Source organism: Microbulbifer sp. ABF4_107 (assembly GCF_056312215.1).
The window spans coordinates 291,027-306,017 of sequence record NZ_CM149983.1 but is presented as its reverse complement, the minus strand read 5'-3'; the positions used below and the strand labels follow the sequence as shown (position 1 = coordinate 306,017).

Annotated in this window: 14 protein-coding genes; 5 read left to right on the top strand and 9 right to left on the bottom strand. The window is 60.3% G+C overall.

Annotated features, from left to right (window positions below):
- The first annotated feature begins 7 nt into the window (after positions 1 to 7).
- Both ACYX4K_RS01115 and rpsT read left to right on the top strand, forming a co-directional pair.
- Positions 8 to 2,068, top strand: a complete 2,061-nt coding sequence (locus ACYX4K_RS01115; RefSeq protein ID WP_475090617.1) for an ATP-binding protein — start codon at positions 8 to 10, stop codon at positions 2,066 to 2,068.
- Between the two features lie 299 nt (positions 2,069 to 2,367).
- A complete protein-coding gene (gene rpsT, locus ACYX4K_RS01110) occupies positions 2,368 to 2,634 on the top strand; it encodes a 30S ribosomal protein S20 (protein ID WP_043320846.1) in 267 nt (88 codons plus the stop codon).
- A 218-nt stretch (positions 2,635 to 2,852) separates the two neighbouring features.
- Here rpsT and proB read toward each other — a convergent pair whose 3' ends face one another.
- The 4 genes from proB to rplU form a co-directional block, all read right to left on the bottom strand.
- The gene (proB, locus tag ACYX4K_RS01105; protein ID WP_475090619.1) at positions 2,853 to 3,986 is read right to left on the bottom strand and encodes a glutamate 5-kinase; all 1,134 of its coding nucleotides are present in this window, start codon (positions 3,984 to 3,986) and stop codon (positions 2,853 to 2,855) included.
- A 73-nt stretch (positions 3,987 to 4,059) separates the two neighbouring features.
- Positions 4,060 to 5,265, bottom strand: a complete 1,206-nt coding sequence (gene cgtA / locus ACYX4K_RS01100) for an Obg family GTPase CgtA (protein ID WP_475090621.1) — start codon at positions 5,263 to 5,265, stop codon at positions 4,060 to 4,062.
- A 102-nt stretch (positions 5,266 to 5,367) separates the two neighbouring features.
- Positions 5,368 to 5,625, bottom strand: coding sequence for a 50S ribosomal protein L27 (rpmA, locus tag ACYX4K_RS01095; RefSeq protein WP_010132157.1), 258 nt, complete (start codon positions 5,623 to 5,625; stop codon positions 5,368 to 5,370).
- 31 nt (positions 5,626 to 5,656) lie between these two features.
- A complete protein-coding gene (gene rplU, locus ACYX4K_RS01090; RefSeq protein WP_010132159.1) occupies positions 5,657 to 5,968 on the bottom strand; it encodes a 50S ribosomal protein L21 in 312 nt (103 codons plus the stop codon).
- A 369-nt stretch (positions 5,969 to 6,337) separates the two neighbouring features.
- Here rplU and ispB point away from each other — a divergent pair, with 369 nt between their 5' ends.
- Entirely contained in the window at positions 6,338 to 7,300 is a 963-nt protein-coding gene (gene ispB / locus ACYX4K_RS01085) for an octaprenyl diphosphate synthase (protein ID WP_475090622.1), read from the top strand.
- 423 nt (positions 7,301 to 7,723) lie between these two features.
- Here ispB and ACYX4K_RS01080 read toward each other — a convergent pair whose 3' ends face one another.
- Together ACYX4K_RS01080 and galU are read right to left on the bottom strand one after the other, a co-directional pair.
- Positions 7,724 to 9,073: a phosphohexomutase domain-containing protein gene (locus ACYX4K_RS01080; RefSeq protein ID WP_475090624.1), complete on the bottom strand. Its 1,350-nt coding sequence runs from the start codon at positions 9,071 to 9,073 to the stop codon at positions 7,724 to 7,726.
- On the bottom strand, positions 9,074 to 9,910 hold the full coding sequence (gene galU / locus ACYX4K_RS01075) for a UTP--glucose-1-phosphate uridylyltransferase GalU (RefSeq protein ID WP_475090626.1): 837 nt from the start codon (positions 9,908 to 9,910) through the stop codon (positions 9,074 to 9,076).
- 298 nt (positions 9,911 to 10,208) lie between these two features.
- On the opposite strand from galU, the gene fabA reads away from it, so the two are divergent.
- The gene (gene fabA, locus ACYX4K_RS01070; RefSeq protein ID WP_105103213.1) at positions 10,209 to 10,733 is read left to right on the top strand and encodes a 3-hydroxyacyl-[acyl-carrier-protein] dehydratase FabA; all 525 of its coding nucleotides are present in this window, start codon (positions 10,209 to 10,211) and stop codon (positions 10,731 to 10,733) included.
- A gap of 76 nt (positions 10,734 to 10,809) precedes the next feature.
- The gene (gene fabB / locus ACYX4K_RS01065; RefSeq protein ID WP_475090628.1) at positions 10,810 to 12,033 is read left to right on the top strand and encodes a beta-ketoacyl-ACP synthase I; all 1,224 of its coding nucleotides are present in this window, start codon (positions 10,810 to 10,812) and stop codon (positions 12,031 to 12,033) included.
- 95 nt (positions 12,034 to 12,128) lie between these two features.
- Here fabB and ACYX4K_RS01060 read toward each other — a convergent pair whose 3' ends face one another.
- The 3 genes from ACYX4K_RS01060 to ACYX4K_RS01050 form a co-directional block, all read right to left on the bottom strand.
- Positions 12,129 to 12,977 carry a sugar nucleotide-binding protein gene (locus ACYX4K_RS01060; RefSeq protein ID WP_475090629.1) on the bottom strand — a complete coding sequence of 283 codons (849 nt, stop codon included), beginning with the start codon at positions 12,975 to 12,977 and terminating at the stop codon, positions 12,129 to 12,131.
- 16 nt (positions 12,978 to 12,993) lie between these two features.
- Positions 12,994 to 13,563: a single-stranded DNA-binding protein gene (ssb, locus tag ACYX4K_RS01055; protein ID WP_475090631.1), complete on the bottom strand. Its 570-nt coding sequence runs from the start codon at positions 13,561 to 13,563 to the stop codon at positions 12,994 to 12,996.
- Positions 13,564 to 13,813: 250 nt separating this feature from the next.
- Complete coding sequence (locus ACYX4K_RS01050; RefSeq protein WP_475090632.1) at positions 13,814 to 14,986, bottom strand: MFS transporter; 1,173 nt, start codon at positions 14,984 to 14,986, stop codon at positions 13,814 to 13,816.
- Positions 14,987 to 14,991 lie beyond the last annotated feature (5 nt).

The following is a 14,991-nucleotide window of genomic DNA, read 5'->3' as shown; positions in this document are numbered from 1 at the left end:
CCTTTTTATGAAGCTTCGCAGCCAACTGGTTTTACTGAGCCTCTGTACACTCGCCCTGCCCTGGGCCGGCTGCCAGTACCTGCGTCAGGTGGACGACGCCCTGAGCCAGGGACAGATGCAGACTTTAGAGGCAACGGGCAACGCCATTGCCGCGCGCCTCGCCAGCGCCCCGGAACTGATTGCGCCAGACGCCAAACGCACCGGGCGACCACCGGGCGCTCAGCTGTACCTGAACCCACTTGAGCAGACACCTGTGCTGGACGGCTATGGCGAAGAATGGCGCGCCCGCGGACTGAGCCCCAGAGTGCTGCAAGATCAGGAGGGCGAGACACAGGCGCGCATCACCCTCGGCAGGCACGGCAGCCAGATCTACCTGCTGCTTACCGCCAAAGATAAATCCCCCAGCTACCGGGACCCGCGCATTGCCGGGGTATCCAACGGCGATACCGTCGAACTGTTTACCGCCCGCCAGCAATACACTCTGCCGGTGGCCAGCCAGGGCCCGGTGCAGGCCATGTGGTACAACCCGCGGCGCGGGCAGTACGAACGGGAGCTGCGTATCCGCGGCCGCTGGACCGCCTCCCCGCGCGGCTACCAGCTGGAGTTGCGCATGCCCTTTGCCCTTACCGGTGGCGAACTGGCGGTGCGCATACTGGACCGCGAGCGCAGCGACGGCGGTCAGCCAGCGCGCATTGCCAGCACACTCCCCGCCGATGGCAGGCCGGGCGCGCTGGTAGAGCCTCTGCCGGCGCTGCAACAGGAACTGGAGCACTTTGCGCGCCCGGAACTACAACTGACGATTGTGGATCAGGAAGGATTTGTACTGGCGCGCACTGGCCGCGACTGGCACACCCGCGAATCCGAGGACAACACGAGCGGGGGGCGCAACTGGTTGAGAGACTGGTTCTACCGGCAGGTGCTCGCTACCGACCAATTGCCGCCACTGCCGGACCACCATTTCCCGAATGCGCTGACACAGAACCGGGACACCGCCAGCCAGTGGTTTGGCGCGCCATCCGAATACAGAAACGCGGCCAGCGACGAACGCATCGGCGCGGTGAGCGTGCCGGTCGTCACGCGCGCAGACAATATTATCGAGCGCCCGCTGCTGGGGCGGGTCATCACCGCCCAGTCCACCAGCGCCCTACAATCGCTGACCGAATCCGCCGCACGCCGCCTGTGGCTGACCACCGCCGGCGCTGCCGGCCTGGTTTTACTACTGCTGCTGGGCTACGCCAGCTGGCTGTCCTGGCGCATTCGCAAACTGCACAAGGCGGCGCAAACCGCCGTGGACGCCAGCGGGCGATTGCGCGGCGACTTTCCACGGCCGATTCTCAACGACGAGCTCGGCGCCCTGAACCGGGCCTTCGCCAGCCTGCTGAATGAGCTGGATCACTACCACCAGTATCTGCGCAGCCTGGCCAGCAAGCTCTCCCACGAGCTGCGCACGCCCCTGGCGGTCATGCGTTCCTCCCTCGACAACCTCGCCGCCGGTGAACTGGATAGCGACAGCCGGCGCTACGCGGAGCGCGCTGCGGAAGGGGGCGCGCGCCTGTCCTCCATCCTCAACGCGCTGTCTGCCGCCAATCATCTGGAGGCCAGTATCAGTCAGGCGGAGCGTGAGGAGTTTGACCTGCACGACCTGTTGCAGCTGCTCACCCAGAGCTACGCCGACGCACACCCGCAACACCGGTTTACCCTGCACAGCCCGGACGGCCCCCAGCTCTATTACGGCGCCCCGGAGCTGCTGGCACAGCTGCTGGACAAGCTCGCCGACAACGCGGTGAGTTTCGCCCCAGAAAACACCGAAATCCGGTTTGCACTGGAGGCAACAACCAAGGCGTATCTGCTCAGTGTCAGCAATGATGGGCCTCTGCTACCGGAAGGCTTCGGGCAAAAGCTGTTTGACTCACTGGTATCGGTGCGCAATGACGGCGGCAAGGCGGGGCATCTGGGGCTGGGGTTACATATCGCGCGGTTGATTGCGGATTTCCACCAGGGGGAGCTTAAGGCGGCCAACCGGGAAGACGGGCGCGGCGTCGTGTTTACGCTTTTAATGCCCCGTTAATACTCCCCGGATAATTCAGGTGGATTCGCTGCGCTTATCCACCCTACGATCAGACACCAACTCGTCATTCCGGGCTTGACCCGGAATCCAGTGCCACGACGCTGGATGCCGGATCAAGTCCGGCATGACGGGGTTTTACATCAGGCAAACCATCGAGGCGTATCCACCCCCGCCTAGGTGGTCACAAACTGACACCCCAAGCGGTTGACAAACAACCAACGCTGGGGATAATGTCGCGTCCCAAACGGGCCCCCGGCCCGATTGTTCGAGATTTTACAGATTCCAGACAGGAGCAACCGGTGGCCAACTCACCCCAAGCGAAGAAACGCGCGCGCCAGAACGAAAAGCGCCGCAATCACAACGCCAGCCTGCGCTCCATGGTGCGCACCTACATCAAAAAGGTAGTTGCGGCCATTGATGCAGGTGATGCGGAAAAAGCCAAGACTGCCTACGAGGCTGCTGTGCCGGTTATCGACCGCATGGCTGACAAGGGCATTATTCACAAGAACAAGGCCGCTCGCCATAAGAGCCGCCTGAATGCCCAGATCAAGAAGCTGGCTGCCTAAGCCGCCGCTTTTTGAGCACAAAAAACCCCGCTAATGCGGGGTTTTTTATTGCCGGAAAGAAACTACCAGCAGCCGACGAGAAGGTTTCGATACCGGTTAAAGCCTTGCGAGACCTTCGAAAACAGGGATGTTTTCGCAGAGCCCCCAGGGATGGGTGCACGGCGTGTCTCGCAAGGCTTTAACCGGTAGCGGAACCGCCAAAATATCCAGAAGAAAACCTAAAGAAGAATCAGGTTGTCGCGGTGGATCAGCTCGTCGTCGTCGCGATAGCCGAGCAGCTCGACGATGCGGTCAGAGGGTTGACCACAGATTTTTACCGCCTCGGAACTGTCGTAATTCACCAGCCCGCGGGCAATCTCTTCCCCTGCACTATTCACACAGCTGACCAGCTCACCGCGGTGGAAGCGGCCTTCAAGCTCCACAACACCCACCGGCAGCAGACTCTTACCCTGATCGCGCAGCGCCCGCTCGGCACCCGCATCCAGCACCAGCTTGCCGCGCACCTGCAACTGCCCCGCCAGCCAGCGCTTGCGCGCTGTCAGCAGATCGGCCTCCGGCAGCAGCAGCGTGCCCAGATCCTCCCCCGCCGCCACACGCTCGATCACCGAATCTTCGGCGCCACCCACAATCACTGTCCGCGCACCGGAGCGCGCCGCCAGCTGCGCCGCGCGCACCTTGGTCGCCATCCCTCCGCGCCCCAGGCCGCTGCGGGAATCGCCCGCCATGGCCACCAGGCGCGGATCCGTCGCTGTCGCCTCACGCACCAGCTCAGCAGCGGGGTTATCGCGAGGATCTTCGGTAAACAGACCATCGGCATCGGTGAGAATTAACAGCACGTCCGCCTCCACCAGATTGGCCACCAGCGCACCCAGGGTGTCGTTGTCGCCAAAGCGGATCTCGTCGGTCACCACTGTGTCGTTTTCATTGATGATTGGCACCGCGCCGAGAGACAGCAGTGTCTTGATGGTGCTGCGGGCATTCAGGTAACGGGTGCGATTTGAGAGGTCGTCGTGATCCAGCAGGATCTGTGCGGTGCGGCAGTCGAACTGGCCAAAGGCGTGCTCGTAGACCTGCACCAGATGGCTCTGACCGACGGCAGCCGCCGCCTGCAATTGATGAATGGACTCCGGGCGCTTGCGCCAACCCAATCGATCCATCCCCGCCGCCACAGCCCCGGAGGAAACCAGCAATACTTCGATGCCCTGACGACGCAGGGCGCTGATCTGGCCGGCCCAGTTCTGGATGGCCGCGCGGTTTACGCCGCGGCCGTTGTCGGTCAACAGGGCACTGCCAATTTTTACGACCCAGCGCTTGCTGGCGGCAAGCTGCTGGCGCGGCGAGATGGAGTCCATTTCTTCCTCGTGTGGGGATATGCCCCTGCGGTCAAATCCTCACACAGGATTTTGCGCTGCAGGGGCAGACTACTTAGGGACGATATTCTACATCGACGTCGTAGTCATCGTCGTCCCAATCTTCGTCATCCTCACCAGATTCTTTCGCCGCTTTGCGCTTGGCACGCTGGGCCTCGCGCAGGTGGTCGATGCGCTCGCGGGCTTCCCGCTGCATCTGGCGCTGGGCTTCCTGCTCGGCCTCGAACAGCTCGCCATCGCGCTCCTCCTGCTCCTTGATATCTTCCAGGTAGTCCATCAGCTGACCGGACAGCACATCGGTACCTTCGCCGCGAATCGCCGCCACACGGAATACCGGACCCTGCCAGCCCAGCGCATTGACGACCGACTGGCAGCGCTCTTCCAGCTCATCCGCCGGCACCAGGTCGGTCTTGTTCAGCACCAGCCAGCGCTCGCGCCCGGCCAGGGTCGGACTGAAAGCTTCCAGCTCGCGCTCGATCGCCAGGGCGTTCTGCACGGGATCGGAGCCGTCGAACGGCGCCAGATCCACCAGGTGCAGCAGCACGCGACAGCGGGTCAAATGCTTGAGGAAGCGGATACCGAGGCCGGCACCTTCCGCGGCCCCCTCGATCAGACCGGGAATATCGGCAATCACAAAGCTGCGGTATTTCTGCACCTTCACCACGCCCAGATTCGGCACCAGAGTAGTAAACGGGTAGTTGGCAACCTTGGGCTTGGCCGCAGACACCGCGCGAATAAAGGTGGACTTGCCCGCATTAGGCAAACCGAGCATGCCCACATCCGCCAGCACCTTCAGCTCCAGCTTGATATTGCGGCGCTCACCTTCGCTGCCCGGCGTGGTCTGGCGCGGGGCGCGGTTGGTACTGGATTTGAAGCGGGTGTTGCCGAGGCCGTGCCAGCCGCCCTGGGCCACCAGCAGCTTCTCACCGGGTTCCAGCAGGTCGCCGAGGGTCTCGCCGGTGTCCACGTCGATGGCGGTAGTGCCCACAGGCACCTTGAGCACCAGCTCTTCGCCCTTGGCACCGGTACAGTTGCGGCCGCGACCGGCCTCGCCGTTCTGGGCCTGATAGTTGGGCTGGTAGCGGTAATCCACCAGAGTATTCAGTGACTCATCGGCCACCAGATATACGGAGCCGCCGTCGCCGCCGTCACCCCCATCGGGGCCGCCTTTGGCGACAAACTTCTCACGACGGAAGCTCAAGCACCCTTTACCGCCGTTGCCGGCCTGCACCGTAATCGGCGCCTCATCTACAAATTTCATGTCTCTACTTACCGGGTTGTCCGGTCTTCAGTGTAATTTGCGGCTGATCAATACAAAAAAGCCCCGCGAATGCGGGGCTTTTCGATCGGGCGTTATGACCGCTTAGGCTGTTTCGATGGAAACAAACTTGCGGTTGTTGGCGCCTTTCACCTCAAACTTCACAACGCCATCGGCAGTTGCGAACAGGGTGTGATCTTTGCCCATACCAACGTTTACGCCAGCGTGGAACTTGGTGCCGCGTTGACGAACGATGATGCTGCCTGCGGAAACCGCTTGGCCGCCAAAGCGCTTAACGCCCAGGCGTTTACTTTCGGAATCGCGACCGTTGCGCGTACTACCGCCAGCTTTCTTATGTGCCATGAGTAGTTACTCCTCTTCTATTACCTGGTGATTAGCCTTTGATGCCAGTGATTTTAACTTCGGTGTACCACTGACGGTGGCCCTGACGCTTCATGGAATGCTTACGACGACGGAACTTGATGATCCGTACTTTTTCGCCGCGGCCGTGGCTCAGCACTTCTGCAGTCACCTTGGCACCTTCCACTACCGGCGCACCGATGTTGATGGTGTCACCGTTCACTACCATCAGAACCTTGTCGAAATCGACAGATTCGCCAGTAGCGACTTCAATTTTTTCCAGGCGCAGTACTTCGCCTTCTTCTACACGGTGTTGTTTGCCACCGCTTTCGATAACAGCGTACATATTTCTATGCTCCAAAATGGACGACACGAAGCAGCGGCCTGGTCAGGTTAAAAATGACCGGTCAGCCAGCATTTTGGGAGCTTGCGCCGTTGATGTTGAAAACTTCTTTTCCCTTCGCCCGGTACCCATAGCCTGTATCCACAGACAAGGCACCCGGTTCGAGCGGGGCGCAGATTCTAATCAATTCGTCCGATTGATACAATAGTGCGTTTTTCGGACAGGCGGGCTTTGTGGCCCTCGTTCAAGCTCGCAGTCCCCAAGCGAACAACCTGCCTTTCCGACCGCGGCCAAAACGGCTAGTCTTGCCGCCGAGAGAAATGATCAGCGCATAGATAAGTAATCGATAAGTACCCTAGTAAGGACCCCTGCATGTTGCCCTTCCACCAGGTAGCCGCCGACGATTTTGCGGCCGTCAACCAACATATCATTGACCAGCTGCACTCCGACGTTCCTCTGGTGGAGAGCATCGGACACTATCTGGTCGAGGCGGGCGGCAAGCGCCTGCGGCCTCTATTAGTTCTGCTGTGCAGCCGCGCGGCGGGCTACCAGGGCAGCAGCCATATCACCCTGGCCGCGATCATCGAGTTTATCCACACCGCGACCCTGCTCCACGACGATGTGGTGGACACCTCGGACATGCGCCGCGGCCGCATCACCGCTAATGCCCAGTGGGGCAATGCGCCGGCGGTGCTGGTGGGGGACTTCCTCTACTCTCGCGCCTTCCAGATGATGGTGGCGTTAAAGGATATGGACATCATGTCCATCCTATCCGACACCACCAACACCATCGCCGAGGGTGAGGTGCAGCAACTGGTGAACGCTGGCGATCCCGCGGTCAGCGAAGAAAACTACCTGACGGTTATCCACAAGAAGACCGGCGCCCTGTTCGAGGCCGCCTGTGAGACCGCGGCAGTACTGGCCGGCTGTACTGACGACGAACGGGAATCCCTGAAACTGTACGGCCGCCACCTGGGTTCCGCGTTCCAGCTGGTGGACGATGCGCTGGATTACCGGGGCAATTCCGAGGAGCTGGGCAAGAATGTGGGCGATGACCTGGCCGAGGGCAAACCGACTCTGCCGCTGATCTACGCGATGGCCAATGGCTCTGCGGAACAGGCGGCACTGGTAAGGGAAGCCATTGAACAGAAGAGTTCAGAGAAGCTCACCGAGATCGTTGCCGCCATCGAGAGCTGCGGCGCCCTGGATTACACCTTTGATCGCGCGAAGAACGAAGTCGCGCTTGCTCTGGAGAAGCTGGAGTTTTTGCCGGACGGTGAATACAAGACTGCGCTTCGGCAGCTGGCAGAGTTTTCGATTCAGCGGACCACTTAACAAAAAGCCCCTGAGTTATTCCGGGGCTTTCTTGGTTTTAGAGGCTTTAATTTCTTGAGGTGGCGGCGGGGCACCGGGGTAAAGGTTTCGAAACCGAGCTAGGCGCCCCCCTGTGAATACATCCCTGTCGCCGACGCTTTCGAAACCTTTCCCCCGGCACCCCGCCTTCGCACTTAACTGTTGCGCTTCGATTCCTTTGCTCTATACGAAACGAAGTAAAAGATTTCACGCTAAGGCTCTGATACCGGGTACGACTTTGCGAGACCTTCCGCGAGAGGGACCTCGCGGAAGAGCCCCCAGGGATGGGTTCACGGCGTGTCTCGCAAAGTCGTACCCGGTAGCAGAGCCGCCACTAGCCTCAACTACGGAGCTCGATAGAACCCAACGACGAGCGCCGAAAACACATCTCTACGAAGCAAATAACTACCCGCGAATCAGGCCGAGTAACTCCTCGGTCTTGGCCTTCATCAACGCCTCATCCCCACGGGATTCAACGTTCAGACGCACAACCGGCTCAGTGTTGGACATACGCAGGTTGAATCGCCAATCGTCGAATGCAACGCTCAGGCCGTCCACGTGTTCGACGCTATTGGCGCCGCCCGCGTATTTTTCTTCCGCCGCTTTCAGCAGCGCTTTGGGATCTTCCACTTTGGAATTGATCTCGCCACTGCAAGGGAAAGCAGCCATGCGCTCACCCACCAGCTGGGACAGGGACTTGCCGCTGCGGCTTACCAGTTCGGCCACCAGCAACCACGGGATCATACCGCTGTCGCAGTAGGCAAAGTCGCGAAAATAGTGGTGTGCGCTCATCTCGCCGCCGTAAATAGCGTCTTCCTTGCGCATGCGCTCCTTAATAAACGCGTGACCAGTTTTACTCTGCACCGGCTCGCCGCCGGCCGCCTTTACGATGTCTTCGGTATTCCAGGTCAGACGCGGATCGTGTACCACGTTCGCACCCGGGTGCTTGCTCAGGAAGGCCTCAGCGAGCAGGCCAACAACGTAGTAACCCTCGATAAAGTTGCCGCTTTCATCAAAGAAGAAACAACGGTCGAAGTCGCCGTCCCAGGCGATACCGAAATCCGCACCGCTTTCACGCACCGCGGCCGCAGTGGACTCGCGGTTTTCCGGCAGGATCGGGTTGGGGATACCGTTGGGGAAATTGCCATCGGGCTCGTGGTGTACCCGCACAAACTCAAACGGCAGGTGTGGAGCCAGTGCATCGACCACGCTACCGGCACCGCCGTTGCCGGCGTTGACCACCAGTTTCAGCGGCTTCAGTTCGGAAACGTTCACGTAACCCAGCAGGTGTTTTACGAAATCGTCGCGGTGCGCAAAGGTGTGCATTTCTCCGCGCTTTTCCACCTCGCCAAAGTTGTTCTCTTCGGCGAGCTTTTTGATATCCAGCAGGCCGGTATCACCACTGATCGGGCGGGAGCCGGCGCGCACGAACTTCATGCCGTTGTAGTCCATGGGGTTGTGGCTGGCGGTCACGCAGATGCCGCCATCAAAGTCGCCATGGAAGGTAGAAAAATAAATCTCTTCGGTACCGCATTCACCGATGTGGTAAACGTCGGCGCCGGCATCGCGCAGGCCATTGGCCAGGGCATCGGTCAGTTCGCTACTGGTCAGACGGATATCGTGACCAACCACCACGCGGCGGGCGCCGAGGAATTGCGCGAAGGCGCGACCTACTCGATAAGCGACATCCGTGTTCAGCTCATCCGGCACGCGGCCGCGCAGGTCATAGGCTTTAAAACAGGTTAACTCAGACATTCAGCCACTCTCCCCTGGCAGATAAATATTTTGGTATACATGGTTGGTGGCTTCGATAAAGCCATCCACCGAGCCGCAGTCAAAACGGCGGCCTTTAAAACGGTATGCAAGAACGCAACCACGTTTGGCCTGCGTCAGCAGCGCATCGGTGATCTGCACCTCGCCGTTTTTGCCCGGCGGCGTTTCACGAATCAGATCGAAGATATCCGGGGTCAGCACATAGCGGCCAATAATCGCCATATTGCTCGGCGCATCTTCGGCCTTGGGTTTTTCCACCATGTCGGTGACCTGGTAGAGGCCGGGCTTGATTTCGTTGCCGGCAATCACACCGAACTTGTGGATATGCTCCTTGGGCACTTCCTCGACCGCTACGATACTGCAACGGAACTGCTTGTACAGCTGCACCATCTGGCCCAGTACACCGAGCTCCTCATTCAGGCACAGGTCATCTGCCAGCACCACGCCGAAGGGCTCATCGCCAATCAGCCGCTGCCCCTGCAGGATGGCGTCCCCGAGGCCGCGCATTTCGCCCTGGCGGGTGTAGGAGAAGCTGGCGCTGTCGATCACCTGGCGCACACAATCCAGATAGCGCTCTTTACCGGTTCCGGCAATCTGGTGTTCCAGCTCAAAGTTGGTATCGAAATGGTCTTCGATGGCGCGCTTGCCGCGACCGGTCACAAAGCCGATTTCGGTCAACCCCGCCTCAATGGCTTCCTCTACTCCGTATTGCACCAGGGGCTTGTTGACCAGAGGCAACATTTCCTTGGGCATGGCCTTGGTGGCGGGTAAAAAGCGGGTACCGTAGCCGGCAACCGGGAAAAGACATTTTTTGAGCATGACACTCCCTTCATTAATATTCGTGCCTGGGAACCTGTGGCAGCATCTGGCCATTTCCCGAAACGCCGAAAGTTATCACAATTCTGTTGCAACATTCAGGTGCAATATCCCGCCAGCTCGCATCCGGCAGCGTGGCCGGGCAATCTGGCAAGATGTCCGGAGTTTCAAGCCACAGATGGCTGGTCAAGGGCTAATTGGGACAGTTCCGGTCACAAAAAGGGTTATGACCGACTGGACAAGGACGCCTTAGCGCTTAGAATGCCGGCTCGTGTAAGAAATACCCAGAATCGGGGACCCAATGAGTAATTTCGTTCAAAAAAGCAGCTACACCCGTGAAGAACTCCTGGCCTGTGGCCGGGGCGAAATGTTCGGCCCGGGCAACGCCCAGCTGCCAGCTCCCAACATGCTGATGCTGGATCGCATTACGCACATTGCCAAAGACGGCGGTGAATTCGGCAAAGGGGAGCTGATCGCCGAACTGGATATCACGCCGGACCTGTGGTTCTTTGACTGCCACTTCCCCGGCGACCCGGTCATGCCCGGCTGCCTCGGCCTCGATGCCATGTGGCAGCTGCTCGGTTACTTTTTGGCCTGGAAAGGCAACCCCGGCCGCGGACGCGCCCTGGGCTGTGGCGAGGTGAAGTTCACCGGCCAGATCCTGCCGACCAACAAAAAAGTGACTTACCATATCCAGATGAGCCGCCTGGTTGAACGCAAGCTGGTGATGGGTATCGGCAACGGCTCCGTTTCCGTCGATGGCCGTGAGATTTACACCGCCAAAGACCTGCGTGTGGGCCTGTTCACCCGCACCGACAACTTCTGATCCGATCGGCGGTCAAACGACCGCCTGTCACATAAAACAATAACAATTTACACAACAAGTTTTACTGGAGATCACTATGCGCCGGGTAGTCATTACCGGAATGGGCATCACTTCCTGCATCGGTAACAACACGACAGAAGTGCTGGCCTCCCTGAAAGCCGGCCGCAGCGGCATCCGCACCATGGATGAGTACGCCGAGCTGGGTCTGCGCAGCCAGATCGCCGGTGTGGTCGATATCGACTTCAAAGAGCATATCGACCGCAAGCACCTGCGGTTTATGGGCGATTCCGCCGCCTATGCGTACATTTCCATGGCGGAAGCCATCGCAATGTCCGGTCTGGAAGAATCCGACGTTTCCAATCCGCGCACCGGTCTAGTGATGGGCTCCGGTGGTACTTCCACCGCTGCCATTATCGAATCCGCCAACATCCTGAAAACCAAGGGTGTGCGCCGCGTAGGTGCCTACCGGGTACCTCAGGTGATGGGCAGTACCGTGTCCGCGTGTCTGGCCACCCCCTTCAAGATCAAAGGCGTCAACTACTCCATCTCCTCCGCCTGTGCTACCTCCGCACACTGTATCGGCAACGGTGCGGAGCTGATCCAGATGGGCAAGCAGGACGTGGTCTTTGCCGGTGGCGGTGAGGAGCTGGCCTGGAGCCTGACCCATCTGTTCGATGCCATGGGCGCCCTGTCCTCCAAGTACAACGATGCCCCCACTACCGCATCCCGCCCCTACGACGCCAATCGCGACGGCTTTGTCATCGCCGGCGGCGGCGGCTGTGTGGTGCTGGAAGAGTACGAACACGCCAAGGCCCGCGGTGCCAACATCATCGCTGAGCTGGTGGGCTACGGCGCCACTTCTGACGGTTACGACATGGTCGCACCGAGCGGTGAGGGCGCGGCGCGCTGCATGCAGCAGGCACTGGCGGGTATGGACGGCAAGGGCCTGGAAGGCGATGTGGACTACATCAACACCCACGGCACTTCCACCCCGGTGGGCGACGTGGCCGAGTTGCGCGCGATGAAGGAAGTATTCGGTGACAAGGTACCGGCATTTGCCTCCACCAAGTCCCTGACCGGCCACTCCCTGGGCGCCGCTGGCGTACAGGAAGCCATCTACTCCCTGCTGATGATGCAGAACGACTTTATCGCCGCCTCCGCCAATGTGGAGACTGTGGATGAAGCGGCGGAAGGCCTGGATCTGGTGACCGAGCTGCGGGAGACCAAAGTCGATCGCGCGCTGTCGAACTCTTTCGGCTTTGGCGGCACCAACGCCAGCCTGATCTTCGACAAGATCTGATTGCGCTGCCGGGCACTGTCCGGCAAGCAGAACGAAAAAGGGCGAATCCCGTGGGATTCGCCCTTTTTCGTGTTGAAACTCAGCAATCAGTCCGGTCAGATCGCGCTCTTCTGCAACCGCTCGAGCCACAACTCCACCTGACGGGTCAGCCCCTGGCGCCAGCTGCGCTGCTGGATGCCGAACACATCGCGCAGTCGCTCGCAGGAAAGTACCGACGAGCGGTCTTCCTCATCTGGCTCCAGAGTAACCAGTTCCGCGGCAAAGTCCTCCCCGTACAGGGAGCGCACCCGGTCCACCACCTCACGGCCGAAATCCATGGCGGTGCAGGTATCGGCGGAGCCGTAGTGATACAAACCGGATTTAGGGGCGCCGCTGGCCAGCTGCTGGGTAACCGCGACGGCAACCCGCACCAGATCCGACACAGTCACCGGGTTACCGCGACTCACATCGTCTAGTGATACCGCGCGCCCATCCAGCAGACTGCGCAGTATCCGTCCGAGCAGCGCATCCTCACTGCGATCCACCTGCCAGCCAAGGCGCAGCACACTGGCATTATCCACGCCGGACAGGATCTGCTCGCAAGCGAGCCAGTCTTTACCGCGCTCGGACAGAGGGCCGGGCTCAGACTCCTCATCAATTTTTTTGCCGCGAACGCGACCAAAAACACCGTAGGAAGAAAGATGCAGCACCGCATGACAGGGCTGATCCAACAGAGCTTCACACACCGCCTTGGCTTCGCCCATGCGGGCACCGCCAGCACAGCTGGCGGCATTCAGCACAATCGGCTTGGCGCCGGCGGTAAGACCGCCCGAAGCAAACTGTTCCGCCCCCAGCAGCTGCACCCGAAACCCCACCTTCTGCAGACCTTTCTGCAGGGCGCTATCCAGTGCGTTACCGGCTCCGATAACCGCCACCGTATCCGGTTTGTAGCCCGTATGCTGCATCGAAACTCAGCCTCGATTAGAACGGAATATCATCGTCGAAGCTGTTGTCAAAACCACCGGCTGGCGGCTGATTGGAAGGCTTGTTCTGCGGCTGGCCGCCTTGCTGCGCCGGGGCCATGGGAGACGGTGAGGAGCGGCCCTGGGAGTAGTCGTCCTGGTAGCCACCCTGATCCTGACCGTAGCCACCCTGGTTTTGTTGCTGCTGGTAACCACCACCCTGATTCTGCTGGTAACCACCTTCGCCACGGCTGTCGAGCATCTGCATTTCAGCGGCAACAATCTCGGTGGTGTAACGATCCTGGCCGGAGTTCTTGTCCTGCCATTTGCGGGTACGCAGAGAGCCTTCCAGATACACTTTGCTGCCTTTACGCAGGTATTCACCGGCAATTTCCGCAAGGCGGTTGAAAAACACCACGCGGTGCCATTCGGTGCGCTCCTGCTGCTGGCCACTCTGTTTGTCCTTCCAGGTCTCGGAAGTGGCTACCGTGATATTGGTTACGGCTCCGCCGCTCGGCATGTAGCGGGTCTCCGGATCACCACCCAGGTTGCCCACCAGGATTACTTTGTTCACGCCTCTGGAAGCCATGTGCCTCTCCTCTCTGCCGCTCCCGAAATCACGGGAGCTCTCATGTTCAAGATAAAGTTAAAAATTCTGACGGAAAATCAGCGCTCTCAGGACTTTCAATAAGCCCCCTCTTTCGGAACCCTCGTCCGGGGCTCTGAGCGCAGCCAGCAGTGTATTTATATCCAGCAGGATACAACACTCGGCGGGGCGCCGTCACCGCCGCCGCAGCCGACCTGCCCGACTCGATGGAAGATTTGCAGAAATCGCCGAATCAGCTGCTGACAACCGGCACGCGGGTACCGCGCAGTTGCCGCCAACTGATGGACCAGAGCACCAGCACGCCCAGAACGAAGGTCGCGACCGGGCCCGCGCCCCCCAGCCCAAACAGGGTTCCGGCCACACTGCCACCGACAAACGCGCCGAGGAACTGGGCGGTGGCGTAGAGACCGGTTGCCGCACCGCGACACTCCGCCGGAGCCACCCGGGTAAGCTGCGCCGGCAGCAAGGCTTCCAGCAGATTGAAGGCGAGGAAGAACAACCCCAGGCAGACCACAATCCAGCTTCCCTGCACCGAGGGCATCAGAGCCACACCGCCAAATACCAGTCCCAGCAAGGCGAGGCGCATGGCCGCAGGTACCTGCTGGCGCTTTTCCGCCATGCGCATCAATGGCAGCATGACCACAAAGGCACCCAGCATTAGCGGTGCATAGAGCTTCCAGTGTTGCTCACTGGGCAATTGCAGCTGTTCGACCAGCATCAGCGGCAGCGGGACAAACAGGGCGGTGAGCAGCAAGTGCAGGAAGAACACCCCGCACACCAGGCGCCACACGGAGCCGTCGGCAAGCAATTTCGAGAAGTCACCGGATTGGGGGCCGCGGCGTTCAGTGCGTTCCGGATTCGGTACCAACCGCCACACCAGCAGCATCCCCAACAGGGCCAGCACCGCGGTCAGCCAGAAAATGGCCGACAGGCCACCCAGCCCCGCGACCAGCGGCCCCAGAACCACGGCCAGCACAAACGCCACTCCGATGGAGGCGCCGATGACCGCCATCGCCTTACCGCGGTTTTCGTCCCGCGTCAGGTCGGCGGCGAGGGCCATAGTCGCAGCGGCGATAGCGCCGGCCCCCTGCAGGATTCGCCCGGCGATCAGCCCGTATACAGAGTCGGTGGTCGCCGCCACCACGCTCCCCAGGGCAAACACGATAAGCCCCAGGAAGATGACCGGTTTGCGGCCCCACCGGTCGCTCAACACCCCCAGAGGGATCTGCAGAATCGCCTGACTCAGGCCGTAAGCACCCAGCGCCAGCCCCAGCAAAGCCGGCGTGCTACCCGCATAATCACTGCCATACAGGGACAGTACCGGCAGCACCATAAACAGGCCGAGCATGCGGAAGACGTAGAGGGAAGCGAGACCGGCGAGCGCGCGGCGTTCGGTGGAGTTCATTCAAA